At 70.9% G+C, this 16,675-nt stretch carries 14 protein-coding genes and 2 pseudogenes; 14 read left to right on the forward strand and 2 right to left on the reverse strand.

Annotation, left to right across the window (positions count from 1 at the left end; translation table 11 throughout):
* Nucleotides 1–30: 30 nt before the first annotated feature.
* The 3 genes from AB0I73_RS32675 to AB0I73_RS32685 all read left to right on the forward strand — a co-directional run bounded on the left by AB0I73_RS32675 (nt 31) and on the right by AB0I73_RS32685 (nt 2,985).
* Nucleotides 31–672 carry an AmiS/UreI family transporter gene (locus tag AB0I73_RS32675; protein WP_363043498.1) on the forward strand — a complete coding sequence of 214 codons (642 nt, stop codon included), beginning with the start codon at nt 31–33 and terminating at the stop codon, nt 670–672.
* A 147-nt stretch (nt 673–819) separates the two neighbouring features.
* Nucleotides 820–2,067, forward strand: a complete 1,248-nt coding sequence (fmdA, locus tag AB0I73_RS32680) for a formamidase (protein ID WP_361462633.1) — start codon at nt 820–822, stop codon at nt 2,065–2,067.
* 582 nt (nt 2,068–2,649) lie between these two features.
* Nucleotides 2,650–2,985 carry a hypothetical protein gene (locus AB0I73_RS32685; protein ID WP_363043500.1) on the forward strand — a complete coding sequence of 112 codons (336 nt, stop codon included), beginning with the start codon at nt 2,650–2,652 and terminating at the stop codon, nt 2,983–2,985.
* 288 nt (nt 2,986–3,273) lie between these two features.
* On the opposite strand, the pseudogene AB0I73_RS32690 reads toward AB0I73_RS32685, so the two are convergent.
* Nucleotides 3,274–3,454 (reverse strand): annotated as a pseudogene (locus AB0I73_RS32690) (IS5/IS1182 family transposase); the annotation flags it as partial.
* Between the two features lie 105 nt (nt 3,455–3,559).
* A complete protein-coding gene (locus tag AB0I73_RS32695; protein WP_363043522.1) occupies nt 3,560–3,736 on the reverse strand; it encodes a hypothetical protein in 177 nt (58 codons plus the stop codon).
* 452 nt (nt 3,737–4,188) lie between these two features.
* Between AB0I73_RS32695 and AB0I73_RS32700 the strand changes: the two genes are divergently transcribed.
* From AB0I73_RS32700 to purB, 11 genes and pseudogenes are all read left to right on the forward strand, one after another.
* Complete coding sequence (locus AB0I73_RS32700) at nt 4,189–5,493, forward strand: hypothetical protein (RefSeq protein ID WP_363043502.1); 1,305 nt, start codon at nt 4,189–4,191, stop codon at nt 5,491–5,493.
* Nucleotides 5,480–6,109, forward strand: coding sequence for a hypothetical protein (locus AB0I73_RS32705; RefSeq protein WP_363043504.1), 630 nt, complete (start codon nt 5,480–5,482; stop codon nt 6,107–6,109). The genes AB0I73_RS32700 and AB0I73_RS32705 overlap by 14 nt, the downstream gene beginning before the upstream one ends.
* Entirely contained in the window at nt 6,102–6,758 is a 657-nt protein-coding gene (locus AB0I73_RS32710; RefSeq protein ID WP_363043506.1) for a hypothetical protein, read from the forward strand. Before AB0I73_RS32705 ends, AB0I73_RS32710 begins: the two co-directional genes overlap by 8 nt.
* Before the next feature lie 47 nt (nt 6,759–6,805).
* On the forward strand, nt 6,806–9,868 hold the full coding sequence (locus AB0I73_RS32715) for a hypothetical protein (protein ID WP_363043508.1): 3,063 nt from the start codon (nt 6,806–6,808) through the stop codon (nt 9,866–9,868).
* 268 nt (nt 9,869–10,136) lie between these two features.
* Nucleotides 10,137–10,670, forward strand: a complete 534-nt coding sequence (locus tag AB0I73_RS32720) for a nucleoside-triphosphatase (protein WP_363043510.1) — start codon at nt 10,137–10,139, stop codon at nt 10,668–10,670.
* A gap of 159 nt (nt 10,671–10,829) precedes the next feature.
* Nucleotides 10,830–11,249 (forward strand): GNAT family N-acetyltransferase, encoded by a 420-nt coding sequence (locus AB0I73_RS32725; RefSeq protein ID WP_363043512.1) that lies wholly within the window; start codon nt 10,830–10,832, stop codon nt 11,247–11,249.
* A gap of 30 nt (nt 11,250–11,279) precedes the next feature.
* Nucleotides 11,280–11,547, forward strand: a pseudogene (locus tag AB0I73_RS32730) (hypothetical protein); the annotation flags it as partial.
* 163 nt (nt 11,548–11,710) lie between these two features.
* Nucleotides 11,711–13,126, forward strand: a complete 1,416-nt coding sequence (locus AB0I73_RS32735; protein ID WP_363043514.1) for a hemolysin family protein — start codon at nt 11,711–11,713, stop codon at nt 13,124–13,126.
* A complete protein-coding gene (locus AB0I73_RS32740; protein WP_363043516.1) occupies nt 13,123–14,136 on the forward strand; it encodes a hemolysin family protein in 1,014 nt (337 codons plus the stop codon). Before AB0I73_RS32735 ends, AB0I73_RS32740 begins: the two co-directional genes overlap by 4 nt.
* 99 nt (nt 14,137–14,235) lie before the next feature.
* Nucleotides 14,236–15,012 carry an SGNH/GDSL hydrolase family protein gene (locus AB0I73_RS32745; protein ID WP_363043518.1) on the forward strand — a complete coding sequence of 259 codons (777 nt, stop codon included), beginning with the start codon at nt 14,236–14,238 and terminating at the stop codon, nt 15,010–15,012.
* A 143-nt stretch (nt 15,013–15,155) separates the two neighbouring features.
* Nucleotides 15,156–16,598 carry an adenylosuccinate lyase gene (purB, locus tag AB0I73_RS32750; RefSeq protein WP_363043520.1) on the forward strand — a complete coding sequence of 481 codons (1,443 nt, stop codon included), beginning with the start codon at nt 15,156–15,158 and terminating at the stop codon, nt 16,596–16,598.
* Nucleotides 16,599–16,675: the final 77 nt, after the last annotated feature.

Below are 16,675 nucleotides of genomic sequence, written 5' to 3' on the forward strand. Positions count from 1 at the left end.
CCAACGCTTAGGGCACTAGGGTGGTCCCCCGTGGCTAACGTAGGTCTGCTGTTCGTCGGCGCGGTGCTGTTCCTCAACGGGATGATGCTCCTGGGAAAGGTCGACGCCCGGGCCGCCGCGATTTTCAACCTGTTCGTAGGCGGTCTGCAGGTACTGACCCCCACATATCTCATCATCGCCGCGAACGGGGATCCGCGAAAAATCCTCCTGGCGTCCGGAATATTCCTCTTCGGATTCACATACCTGTATGTGGGGGTAGGCCTGCTCATGGGCCTGGACACGACGGGCGTAGGATATTACTCGCTTTTCGTGTCCATCGTCGCCCTGGGCTTCTCGTTCGTCAGTTTCCGGCTCTTCAAGGATTATCCATTCGGGACGATATGGCTCTACTGGTCGTTCCTGTGGATGCTCTTCTTCCTGCTGCTCGGGCTCAAAATGGAGAGCCTTACCCAGTACGTCGGTTGGGTCACGGCCGTCGAGGGCTGGGTCACCGGCGTCATTCCTGCATATCTGCTGCTGGCCGGTTACTGGGTGCACACCGACGAAATCGCCATCGCGCTGGGAGCCTTCGCCGTCGTGGTGTTCGGAGGGCTGTGGGTCTTCACCCGCCGTCAGGCACCGCCGAGGCCAGAGGTGGCGCAGGGCACCCCGGCGGGCGGCGGCGGTTACTAGTCGGACGTCTTCGGGAGACGCCACCGGGAGAACCGCAGGGAGGTGTTTCAAAAAGACCCTGTCACCAGGCAGACGTGCCGCGTCCCTCATTGGACCTCAAGCGTCATGCCCGGACCGCCACCGTACCGAAATGCACAAGGAGCACTCATGCCTGATGTCGTCTTCAGCGTCGACCAGTCCAAGTCGATGCGTGATCAGGATGTCCCCGGACACAACAGGTGGCACCCGGATGTCCCCACCGTCGCCACGGTGCGACCGGGCGACGAGTTCCGCCTCGAGTGCCGTGATTGGACCGACGCGCAGATCGGCAACAACGACTCGGCCAACGATGTGCGTGACATCGACCTGAGTCGCTGCCACATGCTGAGCGGGCCGATCAGCATAGAGGGCGCGGAGCCCGGCGACCTGCTCATCGTCGACATCCTCGACCTCGGGCCGGTCCCCCAGCAGAGGGGCGAGGCGCCGGGGCAGGGCTGGGGCTACACGGGAGTCTTCGCCAAGAACAACGGGGGCGGCTTCCTCACCGACTACTATCCGGACTCCGTCAAGGCGGTCTGGGACTTCCACGGCCAGATGGCGACCTCCCGGCACCTTCCCGGCGTCCGCTTCACGGGTATCACCCACCCGGGACTCTTCGGCACCGCGCCGTCCGCCGACCTGCTGCAGCGGTGGAACCGGCGCGAGCAGGCCCTGATCGACACCGACCCGGACCGGGTGCCGCCGCTGGGCCTGCCTCCGCTCGCCGACAATGCACTCGCGGGCACGGCCACGGGAGACGCCGCCGACCGCATCATGCGGGAAGGCGCCCGTACCGTTCCCGGTCGGGAGAACGGTGGAAACCAGGACATCAAGAACTTCACCCGGGGGTCGAGGGTCTTCTGCCCCGTCTTCGTCCCCGGCGCCAAGCTGTCCGCCGGTGACCTGCACTTCAGCCAGGGCGACGGAGAGATCACCTTCTGCGGTGCGATCGAGATGGGCGGGTTCATCGACTTCCACGTCGACCTGATCAAGGGCGGCATGGAGAAGTACGGCGTGACCACCAACCCCATCTTCATGCCGGGCAACGTCGAGCCGCGGTACTCGGAGTTCCTCTCCTTCGTCGGGGTCTCCGTCGACCACGACACCGACACGAACTACTACATGGACGCGACGGTCGCCTACCGCCGGGCCTGCCTCAATGCCGTCGAGTACCTCAAGAAACTCGGCTACAGCGGCGAGCAGGCGTACCTGATCCTGGGGTCCGCGCCCGTCGAGGGACGCATCAGCGGCATCGTCGACATCCCCAACTCCTGCTGCTCGCTCTACCTCCCCACCGCGATCTTCGACTTCGACATCCGCCCGACTCGGGAGGGCCCGACGGCCGAGGAGCGCGGACGGTGCGCGGTGAGCTCGTAGGCCCGCGACCTGTTGAAACGAGGGAGCCACACACCCTCCCGACCAAGGCCCGGTGCGGCACCCACCGCCCGGGCCGAAGGGGCCGCCGACGGCCGGAGCGCTTCCGGCCGTCGGCGGCCCCTTGCCCTGCCCATCCGACTGCCCGACCCGTCCGGCGTCCTGCGCACCGCACCCCGGACGGACCGCGAGGCAACGCCACCGGTACCCGGATCAGGTCCCGAGTGGCCCCGCACCAGCACCACCAGCCCAACCAGTAACACCGCCGACGTCCACCAGCACCCCAGGTGGCCTGATTCACTCCGACACGGCTGGACGCTTTCGCCCGCCGTCTTTTAACGTCCATGGAACAGGCGCAGAATCACCTCCCTGCGGGAGGTGCCCCGAGCGGGCTCCCGGACGAGAAACGAAGGCACCTGCGGGATATGTCCGCGTACTGCCATACCCGCACGGGATACAGGCGCCCAGAGTCCGAAAGGTGGACACGTGAGAAGCGATGCCGTGTGGGTGCGCGGCGTGACAGGCATTCAATTGCATCACGTCACGGATCTCCAGGACGCCGGACGGTTTCTGGGAAATGCCGCAATGGCTCTGCGGGCCGCCCATGTGCGGACAGGCGACGACCGGTACTCCGATCTCTCAGCCGAACTCAAGAACACCTTGGCCCTGGTGCGCCAGATGGAGAACGAGGCCCGGACGGGCATGCAGGAGCTGCACGCCGCCGACCCCGAGCGGTTCGCCCGCTGCCGGGAAGGCGAGGAGCCGTGGCCGGACGAGCTCCAGGCCGGCTTCGTTCCGCGCCACACCTGCGGGGACGGGTGCCTCTACCACGACCGCGGGGTCCTTGAAGCGATCATGCAGTGCACATGCGGCCAGCCCCCGTGCCGTGCCTGCGCCATCGAGGGCACCCCCGCCGGCTGACACCGGCCGGTTGACCGGGTGGCCCCTGAGTTGTCAGGGGCCACCCGCTCTCGCACTCACTGTCAGTGATCGTCCCCGTGCCCGACATGACACCCCTGGTCCCCTACTGCAACGCGACGTAGTCATCGGCGGCCGAGACGGACGTGACCGTGGTGCTGCCCGCGTACGACCCTCGCCAGTAGCCCTTGGCCTTCACGGTCGTAGTCGTCCTCAGAAAGCCGAGCGAGGCCGTGTAGACCGTCTTGACCGTGCTGTAGACGCCGCTGCCGTACTTCCTGAACTGCAGCTTCGGGAGGAGTGGGCCCCACAGGCGGCGACCGCGTCCGGCCGAGGTGCGCGGACGGCCGACCGGCCCGCGCACCTCGGCCTTCTCCAGGACCGCGACGAACCGCGGGCTGTCGGCGGCCTGTCCCGCGGTCAGGACGAACGCCGGCGGGCGGCACTTCCGGTCGGCGGCGAGGTGGACCTTGCCGACCTGCCCGCCCAGGCCCTGGAGGCCAACGAACAGGCCCACCACACATGGGACGCCACTGGCTACCGTCGCGAGGGCCGCTGGCGACGCCGGGTCAAGCCCCTACAGGGCCGGCAGCGATGTTTGTGAGCAGCCGGACTTCGACGGGTCGCCGACCGCGATGGCCTTGTCGCAGGCGGCTTCCCGACGGCAGGCCGTAATTCTTCCGTAGGCCGAGGACGCCCTGAGCTGCGCGGAGCCGGTAGGGCGCTTGACCTCCAGCCGCTGGTCGATCACCACCCGCGGACGCCGCCGACCTCGGGCGCCCGGGTGCGGCACCGGATCGGCGTCCGCATCTGGGAGGCGGTCCTCTCCGGCCGGTGGTCGTTCCTGGGCCGGCCTCGACGACAAGTCCGCGAGTCCCGACAAGCAGTGGCCAGAGTCCGGCTCGGTGGGATCCTCCCCCTCGTGCTGTGGGCAGGCGTCCGCGCGACGGTCGCCGCCCGACGACCGGGAACACCGTGCACCGGGCGCTGAGCGCGCCTTCCGCGGGCCCGGCGGTGCGGTCCCCGCCCCTACGTGCACCGTGCGCGGGAGCCGACTCCGGCGGAGCTCCCTTCCGCTGTGGGCGGATCTCCCCGGCGAAGGTCCGGGGCGGCGTGGACGTCTCACGCACATCCGGTCACGGCTGGCAAGCCGCACGTGGTGCGGGGATGATGACATGGGAAGGCCCCGTACGAAGGGGGCATGGCGTGAGTCCCGTGCACGACGACACCCATGTCGACGCGAACCGGCGGCTGAGCGACGCTCAGCAGTCGGACAACCTGCGGACGTTTGTGGGGGCGGCTGCCCGGCACAGTGGGAGCACCGTCACCGACCGTGCGCATCGGCAGATCACCCGGGACATCGCGGAAGGATTCGCGGCCCACAGCTCGCAGGGCGGGGCGACGAAGGCCGAGGTGTGGGAGTGGATCACGCAGCATGCCTCTCCCGCCTATTCGGTGGAGGCGTTCGAGTCCCGGTGGGAGGTCTTCGAGAACGAGCGGCTCATTCGTCCCCACCGGTCCAAGAAGCACCAGCTGCGGCACTCCTTCCATCCGCTCGGCGCGGTCTTCCTGATGATCTGCGACCGGCTGGAAAGCCGCGGCGGCATCGACGAGCTGATCGCCCTGCTGGACCGTACGCAGGAGCTTCTCGACCGCGACCACCCTGACCGTGAAACGGTCGCCCACAACATCGTCTTCTGCCGGTGGGTGTTCCAGACATTCGCCGTGCAGCTGGAAGCGCTGGTCCTCGACGGCACGCTGAAGGAGCTGATGGAGGACCAGTGGCAGTACCACCATCAGGACCTGGACCATCGGGTCCTGCGTCTGAACCACGAGGTGAACCGCCACTTCCCGAAGGACGTCGACCTCGCCCACCAGGCCGTCGTCATGGTCGAGGCCGAGCAGCGGTACGCGCACTGGGCCGCACAGGCTCTGCTGCGTGTGCTGGACCGCGCCGGGACGACGTCGGCGTTCGACGTCCTGTCGGCCGAGGAGTACCTGGAGGCCGCCCGGAACGCCCCGCCGGAGCAGCTCGCGGAGGCCGGCCTCGCGCTGGTGACCGATGCGCCGCAGGTGTGGCTCGACCCCGGGGCTGTGGTGGACGCCTTGGAGGCGTTCGTGCCTCGTCACCGGGTGCGCTACCGGCCCCCGGTGCCCGAGGGGTCTGCCGACCGGGATCCGTTCGGCGCGGTGGCCGAGCGGGCGGTGCACGAACGGGCACGGCGCGAGCGGGCCGCCGACCGCGTGCTCCTGGAGCAGGACCGGGCCGAGATGACGGAGGAGTTGCGTCGCTCGCGGTGGCCGCGGGCCGTCCGGCTCCTGACCGACCTGATCATGCTGGACGCCGATCGCCACGCCCCGTACCGGTTGGAGATGGGCACCGAACTGATCATCGACCGTGAGGCATGGGTGACCCACCTGCACCCGGTCACGGTGCACCGCACACACATCCCGGCGGTCCTGCCGCCGCCGGACCTGGTGGCAAGCGAACAAGGTGATGAGGAATCCTGACGCGGCGCTGATCCTCGCAGCCGCCCGGGCGGGCGGCGCACTCCTCCCCGGCCCGCTTCCGGCGAACCTCGTGGCGCAGGCCGACGAGGTGGCCCGTGCCGCAGGGCGCCGTCTGGTGGAGTGCGACTGCCCGTGGCCCGCACCGGCCGGTGCCGTCAACCGGCCGGGCCTGCCTGGCCGTGCCCTCGTGCTGGGCTGGTCGGACACTCCGGTTCCCGAGGAACTGGGCACCTACCCGGTCGCCCGGCTCACCCCGACCCAGACGATCACCTTCGCCCTGTGTCTGGCCCAGGCATGGCCGGACCCACGCCTGCCCCCGTACCCGGGCCGTCCGTTCGAGCGGGCCGAGATCCTGGACACGGCCGGTGACATCGGGCTGGACGTGAACTTCGCCAAGGCCGCCCTCGACGGCGAGCTGCAGTGGCTGTTGCTGATCATCCGCGACGGTCGCCGACTGCGGCTGGGCCCGGCGGTGGCGGCGCTGCCCGACACCTTCGCCGAGACCATGCGGCGCTTCCACGACCTGCTCCCTGGCCCGGACGTCGCCCCGCCGATGTGGGACGCCGCGGACGCCCCGCCGATCGGGGAGGACATCGAGGAGGACGAGGATGACTGAGGCACCGCTGTCCGACCACGACGAGGCACAGGTCCAGGCCGCTGTGGCCGCGGTGGAAACCGCTGACGGGCTCGTGCCCCGCGAGGCTTTTCCCGCACTGCAGAGCGATGCGTTGCGGGCGGTCGTCGCCCGTCGCCTGGCCGCGCTGGGCCGCGTGTTGCTGATCCGCGAGCACCACGGGACAAAGGGCTTCACCAGCGGCTACGAGGACGGCGTGGCCGAGCGCCTGGCCGCCGAGGGCATCGGGGTCCTGCCCCCGGTGGACCGGGCGGTGCTGGTGCTGGTGCTGCTGCGTACCGTGGCGGCCCCCGGAGCCCGCGGTGTGCACGGCTCGGCGACCTGGCTCACGGACGGCCCGGGCACCAGCGTCGAGGAGTTGTACGCCAACCCGTACTTCACCTACGAGCACATCCGTCCAGCGGTACGCCGCCTGAAGGCACGACGCCTGCTGCGGGAAGGCTTCCACCGCACCCTGCTGCCCGGCCCCGCGCTGCTGCGCCTCACCGACGCGCAGTCCGCCCGGCTGTGGGAGGACCTGGTGCTGGTCACCCGGCCCGACTCCGTGAACGCACGGGCCATCCGCCGACGCCGCCAGGAGCAGCCGCACCCCGGCAACCGACCCGGCCCCTTGCGTGAGACAGCGCCATGATCTCCCTCACCCCGCCGCGAGAAGCGTCGCCCCCGGACGGTGCCCCGATGAGCCTGGGGATCATCGACGACCGGCAACTGCTGTGCGTCCAGACGTTCGACATCGCCCGGCACCCCTCCACCGCGGTCGGGCTCATCCCCGGCTGCTTCGTCGCCGTCTCCGGAAAAGGCCCCAGGGATGCGAACGAGTCCGGGAAGACAAGCTGGCTGGCCTCCGTCGCACTGCTCCTCGGCGATCCGGAATGGCGGATGCACAGCAGCGGTCCGGCCACCGTCGCGGACCTGCTCTTCGAACCGCAGACCGCCGGGGTGGCCGCCCGGGGCTACGCACCCGCGACCACCGGCTACATCGCCGGGCTCTTCGCCGCCCCGGACGACGTCGCCGGCACCGCCCACACCGTATGGATGAAGCTGTCCGCCACTCCGACCTACGTCGAGGTCCGGCACGCCCCCGGCATTCACCTGGCCACCGCCCGGGACGACGACGAACGCCACCGTCAGGCCGCCGAGATCCACCGCGGACTGCCGTCGGCGTCCTCGCTGGGAGCCACCCGGTACGCGACCGCCCTGTACGGCCCCGTCCCCCGCTGCCTCGCCTTCCTGACCTCCCGGGGAAAACGGCGCGGCGGGCCCTCCCTGCTCAAGCTCGACACCGGTCTGTTCACCCCCGCCGGCATCGGCACCGCACTGATCGGACTCACCGGCCGCGCCTTCCTGCTGGATACCGACGCCTCCCTGCGCCACGACGTGAGCGAAGCCGAGCGCGAGCTGCAGACCGGCCGGACGGAGGACGTCGACAGTCACGCGATCGAGGAGCGGGTCCTGCGCACCGTCACCCAGCGCAGCAGCGCGCGCGAGGAGCTCGCCCGCGCTCAGGATCTGTGGGCCCTGCACTACGCACGCGGGCTGCTCGACGCTTTTGAGCGCGTCGAGCGGCTGCACACCGCGCTGGACGATCAGGCCGAGACACTCGAACGAGCCCGGGACGAGCGTTCATCGGCCGAAGCCGTTCAGCACGCGCTCGAAGACCCGGCGCGCCTGGAACACCGGCGCGACGAGGCAGAACTCGCCCAGCAGACCGCCGAGCGGCTGCTGGATCTGGCCCACGAGAACGAGTGCGGCGCACGTCACCGGCTCGCCTCGCTCAACCGGGCGCTCCAGGAAGCCGAGGATGCCGCGGCCGGGGCCCGGGGGGATCTCGATGACGCCCGCCACGAGGCACAACGGGCCCATCAGCACACCGTCGCCTGCGAGGTCCGCCTGGCCGAGGCCGGCATGCGGCTTCAGCACGCCCGCGACGACCTCTCCCGGGCCGAAGAGGGACGCCACGGCCCCGCCGGACGGACGACCGACACATTGAGCACGGCGGGAATCAGCGCCACGGGGCTGCTCGACGGGCTCGGCCTGCCCCAGGAGGAGCGCCCCGCATGGGGGCCGCGCCTGGCGCTGTACGGCGACGCCGTGTGCGTCAGGGCATCCGACGTCCCCGCCGCCCGCAGAGCCCTGGCCGGCCGACCGGGCGCCGTCCTGATCGCCGTACCGGACGATACGAATGAACACGCCGACGACCCCGTTCGGGGCTTCCTGAATGCCCTCGCCACGCGCATGCGGCTGGAACACGGCCCGGACACGGCGGTCGACGACGCCCTCGGTCTGTACGTGGTGGGCGGGTCCACCGAACCGTTCACCGGCCGAGCCGCCTTCGTCGACCACCTCCGCACCGGGGTGGCACGGGCGGAGCAGGACCTCACCGCCGTGCACCGGCTGTGCGACCGGGCCGGGGAGGCCGAAGCGCAGAGCGAGGAACTGCTCCGGCGCCTGGAGGCCGCCGCTTCGGCCGCTCGCCTACGGTCCCAGCGCCCCTCGCTCGAACGCGAACTCGCCGCTCTCCAGCGCAAGACCGCGGCGCGCGAGCAGGCACGGGACGCTGCCGAGAGCACCCTGCAGCAAGCGGTCGTCGCCCACGCGACCCGTGCTCTCCAGCACGCTCAGGCCCAGAGCGTGATCGACAAGGCCCGCTCGGTCGAACGGCAGGCCGGCGAACAACACGCAGCCCTCGAGAAGCAGATCGCCGCTCTCGACATCACCCACTGGCAAGAACACGCCGGCAGCCGCGAAGCCGCCCTCCGCGCCCTGCGCCGCTCCACGACCTCACCCGTGGCCGGGAACGGACAGCCCCCACAACCCGAACGCCGCAGCGAGAGCACCCTGCGCCAACGGGCCGGCCGCCGCCTCGACCACGCTCTCGAAGCGGTCGGCATCGACATCGACACCGGTGCCGGCGCGCCGACCGCCGCGCTCCAGGACGCCGTCCGACGCCGCAGCGATCTCAGCGACGACAGTGCCGACCGCCCGTTCGCCGATGCCACCGCGTTCGCATCGCCCGCCCGCGCTCTGCAGGATTGGCTCGATCGTTTCGCCGACTCCGACGCCTCGGCCGCCCAGCGCATCGCCGCCGAGCGCGCCGAGCGCGCCGACCGGATCGCCTTCGGCGAGCAGAAGGTCGCCGACCTTCGTGAAAGCCTGCGCACCATGCAGGGCAGCATCGCCCTGCGGCTCGAACAGGCCCTGGACGACATCGAAGACGCCCTCGTCACCTTGAACCGCGACGCCGGCCTGTACGGTGCCGAACTCCACCGTGCGCTCACCCCGCCGCCCTCCCCGCAGGACGTGTGGCGCTGCGAAGTGACACCGTACTGGCGGCGTACTCCCCACGGCCCCCTGCTGCCCTACGACAACGTCACCAACTCGGCGCAGGAGAAGCTGTTCTCCATCCATCTGGTCCTGGCCGCGCTCCTCGCTTCACCCCATCCGCGCGGCCGCGTGCTCATCCTCGACGAACTGGGCGATTCCCTCGGCACGCACCACCGCCAGGAGGTCCTCGGATCCCTGGCCACGTGCACGCAGGAACACGGCATCACGGTCCTCGGCACCTGCCAGGAGTCACTCCTGGACGACGCCGCCGAACACTGCGGCGAACTCCTCTACTTCACCTATCCCAGCCACACCGAGGCGCTCAACGCGCCCACCCGCATGTTCGGCCACGACGCCAACGGCGAGCGCGTCGAGCTGACCACGGACACCCTGCTGGCCGGTCGCGCCTGGTGGTGAGCAATGCGGCACGCGGGACCCCGAGCGCCCCCGGCGAACATCCCGGCAGCCTTGCCGAAGCAGCGGTGCGCCCCGTGCCCCGGCGGAGGCATCGGTCCGCCCCAGCCCGTCCGGCCGGAACTTCCGGCGTGCCCTCCGGCACCGCCGACCAGGCCGGCGGTGGCGAGACGGCGTCGTCCTCCCCACCGCGGCGCCGGGGGATCGCCGCCTGGTCGCCGAACACCACGCACCTGAGCTCCCGCACGACGGACCTGACATGGAGCACGAGATGCCGACGAGAATCCTGCTCGAGGGACGCCCCGGCGCGGGCAAAACGACCATTGTCCGCCGATTGGCAGCGCTCCTGCGCACCCGTGGGGCTGTCGGCTTCACCACGGAGGAGATACGGCACGGCGGTACCCGGAGCGGTTTCGCGCTGGAGACACTGGGGGGCGGTCTGCGAGCCGTGCTCGCCCATGTCGACTTCCCGGGACCACCGCGGGTGGGCCGGTACGGCGTCGATCCGGGCGTCATGGAGCGGCTCGCGCTGCCGCCGCTCAGGTCGGCCGCAGCGGACCCCGCTCCTGGAGATCTCGTGCTCATCGACGAACTCGGGCGCATGGAGCTGGCGTGCGCCGCGTTCCAGGACACGGTCCGGTGCCTGTTCGAGTCCGACATCGACATCATTGCCACGGTCCACGCTCACAGTGACCCCTTCACCGACGCCCTGAAGCAGCGCCCTGACATCACGCTCGTCCAGGTGACCCGTACCAATCGGGACGCCCTGCCCGAGGATCTGGCAGCCCGGCTCGAGGGGCCCTGACGACCGTCGCCCGGGCACAGCCCTGGCTCCACCTGAGTCGTTCGGGCCGATCTCACCGGTCGCATCGGACCTGCGCATCGGGAAAGGACCACACCGGTCGTCGGAAGGAGGCACGGAATCCGTTCGCCGGACAGGTCGGCGCTCTGCTTGACTCGCCCCATGAGCGATCTCCACATCCGCCACGCCACCCTCCCGGACATCGACACCGTGCTGCGGTTCTGGCACGACGCCGCGGAAGGAACGAGCATCAGCGACGACCACGACGGAGTGGCCCGCCTCATCACACGAGACCCCGAAGCCCTGCTCCTCGCCGAGCGCGACGGCGTCCTCACCGGAACCGTGATAGCCGGCTTCGACGGATGGCGCTGCTCCGCCTACCGGCTGGCCGTACACCCCGACCACCGCCGGCAGGGCATCGCCACCGCCCTGCTGGAAGCCGCGGAACAACGATTTCTCACCCTGGGCGGGCGCCGGGTCGACGCCATGGTCCTGGAGGCCAACGAACGGGCACACCACACGTGGGCCGCGGCCGGCTACCAGCGCGAGGGCCACTGGCGGCGCTGGGTCAAGCCGCTGTAGACACGGGCAGCGGATGTTTGTGAGCAGCCAGGACCCGACGGCCGGCGCTGCCGTCCGTACCGGCTCGCGGTGCACCCGGACCACCGCCGCCGAGGAACGGGTCGTGCGGCTCGGCGGGCGCCGCGCGGACGCGATGGCGCTGCGGCGCAATGAGACCGCCCACCGCGCGTGGGACGCCGCCGGGTACGCACCGGAGGAACGCCGGCGACGCCGGGGCGGACTTCCCCGGGAGGACGGCCGGAGGCGGGGACCGGCATGCCGGCGGACGTCGGGTGACCCCGCGGGACACCTTTGCTGACCCTTTACGCTAGGAGGGTCACTCGGTCATCCATGAAAGGTTGTGTGCGTCCGCCCATGGGCGAGCCTCCCAGTAGTACGCGACATCGCGGTCCCCGACAGAGCCGTACGCGACGTCGCGCAGTGGTTCACTTCCCGCCCGGCCACGGGACGGGAGCGGCCCGATGACAGAAGTGCTCCTTCTCCTGGTCGCGATCCTGCTCTCCCTCGCCTGCGGCGCGTTCGTCGCGGCCGAGTTCTCCCTCACCACGGTCGAGCGGGCGGAGCTGGAGCGGGCGGTCGAACGCGGCGAGCGGGGCGCCGTCGGCGCGCTCAAGGCCGTACGGAACCTGACCTTCCAGCTCTCCGGGGCGCAGCTCGGCATCACGGTCACCAACCTGGTGGTCGGCATGCTCTCCGAACCGTCGATCGCCGCACTGATCTCCGGCCCGCTGAGGGACATCGGTGTCTCCGCCTCGGTGGCGAGTTCCTTGGCACTGGTGATCGGCACGGCTCTGTCGACCGTCTTCCTGATGGTGGTCGGCGAACTGGTGCCCAAGAACTGGGCGATCTCGTCGCCGCTGGCCGTCGCCAAGAACGTGGGCAACGCACAGCGCTGGTTCAGCGCCGCCTTCCGCCCCTTCATCACGCACCTCAACAACACGGCCAACCACATCGTGCGCCGCTTCGGTGTGGAACCCGCCGAGGAGCTGGCGTCCGCGCGCGGCCCCCAGGAGCTGGCGGCCCTCGCCCGGCACTCCGCCAAGCAGGGTGCTCTGGAGGCCGACACCGCGGAGCTGTTCGTCCGCACCCTGAACCTCGTCGACCTCAGCGCGGAGAACGTGATGACCCCCCGCGTGCAGGTCGTCGCGCTGGAGGTCCAGGCGACCTGCGAGGACGTGGCGAACGCGACCCGGGCGACCGGGCTGTCCCGGTTCCCGGTGTACCGCGGCACCCTCGACTCGGTGGTCGGGACCGCGCACATCAAGGACGTGCTGGCGGTGCCGGCCGAGCGCCGGGCCCGGGTCCCCGTGTCGGAGGTGATGCGCGAACCGCTGCTGGTCCCGGAGTCGCTCACCGTCGACCGGCTGCTGGACCGGCTCTCCGAGGGGCGCACCATGGCCGTGGTGATCGACGAGTACGGCGGTACGGCGGGCGTGGCCACGCTGGAGGACATCGTCGAGGAGGTCGTCGGCGAGGTCCGCGACGAGCACGATCCGCACGAGACGCCCGAGCTGGCCCGGACCGGTACGGACGAGGAGGGCCACGCCCTGTTCTCGGCCGACGGCTCCGCGCGCGTGGACCAGCTCGCGCGGGTCGGCCTGCGCGCGCCGGACGGCCCGTACGAAACCCTGGCCGGGCTGGTGGCCACCGAACTGGGCCGGATCCCCGCCGTCGGCGACACCCTCGAGGTCGTCGGCTGGCGGATGGAGGTCCTGGACGCGAGCGGCCGCCGCGCGGCGCGCGTCCTGCTGCACGCGCCACTCGCCGGCCTGCGCCTGCCGGACGGGAGGGCGGACGGTGAGGACGGCGAGAAGGCCGGCAGCAAGCCGGACGGCAGGACGAACGACGAGGCGCGCGAGAAGGGGGCACGGCGATGACGGTCGTACAGCTGCTGATCGGTCTGGCGACGCTGGTCGTCAACGCCTTCTTCGTGGGCGCCGAGTTCGCGCTGATCTCGGTGCGCCGCAGCCAGATCGAGCCGTACGCCGAACAGGGCGAGCGGCGCGCCAGGAGCGTGCTGTGGGGCCTCGAGCACGTGTCCGCGCTGATGGCGGCGGCGCAGCTCGGCATCACGCTGTGCACCCTGGTCCTCGGCGTGGTCGCCGAGCCCGCCATCGCACATCTGCTGGAGCCGGTGTTCCACGCGGTGGGCGTGCCTCCGGGCGCGGGCCACGCGGTGTCCTTCGTGATCGCTCTGGCGCTCGCGACGTATCTGCACATGCTGCTCGGCGAGATGGTGCCGAAGAACATCGCGCTCGCGGAGCCCGTGCGCAGTGCGCTGGTGCTGGGTCCGCCGCTGGTGGCGCTGTCCCGGGGGCTGCGCCCGGTGATCTTCACGGTCAACGCCTTCGCCAACACGCTGCTGAGGCTGCTGCGGGTCGAGGTGCGCGGCGAGGTCGTGGCGTCCTTCTCCGACGCGGAGCTGGCGCAGATGGTGAAGGACTCCGGCGAGGCGGGCCTGATCGACGACCGTGCGCAGGAGCGTCTGAACGACGCGCTGGAGCTGGGCCGCCGACCGGTGCGGGACGTGGTGCTGCCGCTGGAGAGCGTGGTCTACGCACGCGTGGGCGTCACCCCGGAGGGGCTGGAGGAGCTGTCGGCGCAGTCCGGGTACTCCCGTTTCCCGGTGGTGGACGAGGCGCGGCGGATCGTCGGCTACCTGCACGTGAAGGACGCCCTGGACGCCTCACCGCGCGACATGCCGTTCCTGCTGCGGGACATGCGCCCCATCGCCCGGGTGCGGGAGAACACGCCGATGGACGACGTCCTCACCGCCATGCGGGGCAGCCGTACGCATCTGGCGGCCGTCCTCGGGGCGGACGGGCGGCTGGCCGGGCTGGTGACGATGGAGGACGTGCTGCAGGAGCTGTTCGGGCAGCGGGCCTGAGCGGGAGAAGCCGGGCGGGCCGTCCCGACGGACCGTGCGGAACGGGACGGGACGCCGACCGACCGGCGGGTATGTGCACGGGATATCATCTCTGTCGCCATGCAGACGAACCCCACTCACACCAGCCTGGTCGCGGTCGGCGACTCCTTCACCGAGGGTATGTCGGACCTGCTGCCCGACGGCACGTACCGGGGCTGGGCCGATGTCCTCGCCGCGCGGATGGCGGCCGTCACCCCCGGGTTCCGGTACGCCAACCTCGCGGTGCGCGGCAAGCTGATCCGGCAGATCGTCGAGGAACAGGTGGACACCGCGGCGGCCATGCGGGCCGATGTGGTCACCCTGGTCGGCGGGCTCAACGACACCCTGCGGCCCAAGTGCGACATGGGCCTGGTACGGGATCTGCTGACCGAGGCGGTGGAGCGGCTGGCCCCGCACTGCGGGCAGCTGGTGCTGATGCGCAGTCCGGCCCGCCAGGGGCCCGTGCAGGAGCGCTTCCGGCCCCGCATGGAGGCACTGTTCGCCTGCGTCGACGAGCTCGCCGAACGGCACGGCGCCCTGGTCGTCGACCTGTACGGGGCGCCCTCGCTCGGCGATCCGCGGCTGTGGGACGTGGACCGGCTGCACCTGACCGCCGGCGGGCACCGCCGGGTCGCCGAGGCGGTGTGGCAGACGCTGGGGTATCCGCCCGAGGACCCCGAGTGGCAGCTGCCCCCGGAGGCCACGCTGCCGCCGAGCTGGCCGGCGCGCCGGGTGGCGGACGCCCGGTTCGCACGGCAGCACCTGCTCCCGTGGATCGGCCGCCGTCTCACCGGCCGCTCCTCGGGCGACGGCCTGCCGCCGAAGCGCCCCGAACTGCTGCCGTACTCCGACCGGTGACACCGAGGGCGCCGAAGGGCTGAGGACGTCGGGGCATCGGGGGGTGTCGGGGACTATCGCCGTTCCCCACGGTCCGCCTCGTAGCTTCCTCCGAATCACCCCATGGCGCTGGCCTGCACGAATCGCCAGTAGACTCCGTACACGTGACTGCTGCGCCCGCCAAGCCCCGTATCCCGAACGTTCTCGCCGGACGTTACGCCTCCGCCGAGCTCGCCACGCTCTGGTCGCCCGAGCAGAAGGTGAGGCTGGAGCGGCAGCTCTGGCTCGCCGTGCTGCGGGCCCAGAAGGACCTCGGCATCGAGGTGCCGGACGCGGCGATCGCCGACTACGAGCGTGTCCTCGACCAGGTCGACCTGGACTCCGTCGCCGAGCGCGAGAAGGTCACCCGGCATGACGTGAAGGCACGGATCGAGGAGTTCAACGACCTCGCCGGGCACGAGCACGTGCACAAGGGGATGACCTCCCGCGACCTGACCGAGAACGTCGAGCAGTTGCAGATCCGGCTCTCGCTGGAGCTGATGCGCGACCGTACGGTGGCGGTGCTGGCCCGGCTCGGCAGGCTGGCCGGTGAGTACGGCGAGCTGGTCATGGCCGGCCGTTCGCACAACGTGGCGGCGCAGGCCACCACCCTCGGCAAGCGGTTCGCCACCGCCGCCGACGAGCTCCTCGTCGCGTACGACCGGCTGGAGGAGCTGCTGGGCCGTTACCCGCTGCGGGGCATCAAGGGCCCTGTCGGTACGGCACAGGACATGCTGGACCTGCTGGGCGGCGACGCGGCGAAGCTCGAGGAGCTGGAACGGCGGACCGCCGGTCACCTGGGTTTCGCGGAGGCGTTCACCTCGGTCGGCCAGGTCTACCCGCGGTCGCTGGACTACGAGGTGGTGACCGCGCTGGTGCAGCTGGCGGCGGCGCCGTCGTCACTGGCGAAGACGATCCGGCTGATGGCCGGGCACGAGCTGGTCACCGAGGGGTTCAAGCCGGGCCAGGTCGGTTCGTCCGCCATGCCGCACAAGATGAACACCCGCTCCTGCGAGCGCGTCAACGGCCTGATGGTGATCCTGCGCGGCTACGCCTCGATGACCGGGGAGCTGGCGGGAGACCAGTGGAACGAGGGCGACGTGTCCTGCTCGGTGGTGCGCCGGGTGGCGCTCCCCGACGCGTTCTTCGCGCTCGACGGTCTGCTGGAGACGTTCCTGACGGTGCTCGACGAGTTCGGTGCGTTCCCGGCGGTCGTCGCCCGGGAGCTGGACCGGTACCTGCCGTTCCTGGCCACCACCAAGGTGCTGATGGGCGCGGTGCGCGCGGGTGTCGGCCGTGAGGTCGCGCACGAGGCGATCAAGGAGAACGCCGTCGCGACGGCCCTCGCGATGCGTGAGCAGGGCGCCGAGCGCAACGACCTGCTGGACAAGCTCGCGGCCGACGAGCGTCTCCCGCTCGACCGGTCCGAACTCGACGCGCTGATGGCGGACAAGCTGTCCTTCACGGGCGCCGCGAGTGCCCAGGTCGCCGCCGTCGTCGGCCGTGTCGACGACATCGTCAAGCAGCACCCGGAGGCCGCCGGTTACACCCCGGGGGCGATCCTCTGACCCGTCCGGTCCAGGACTGAGGGTCCTGGATGCGTGAGCCGCGTCCTTCGACACCCCGTCGGGTGTCGAAGGACGCG

It is taken from the genome of Streptomyces sp. NPDC050388 (assembly GCF_040655635.1).
In the GTDB taxonomy this organism is placed as follows: Bacteria; Actinomycetota; Actinomycetes; order Streptomycetales; family Streptomycetaceae; genus Streptomyces.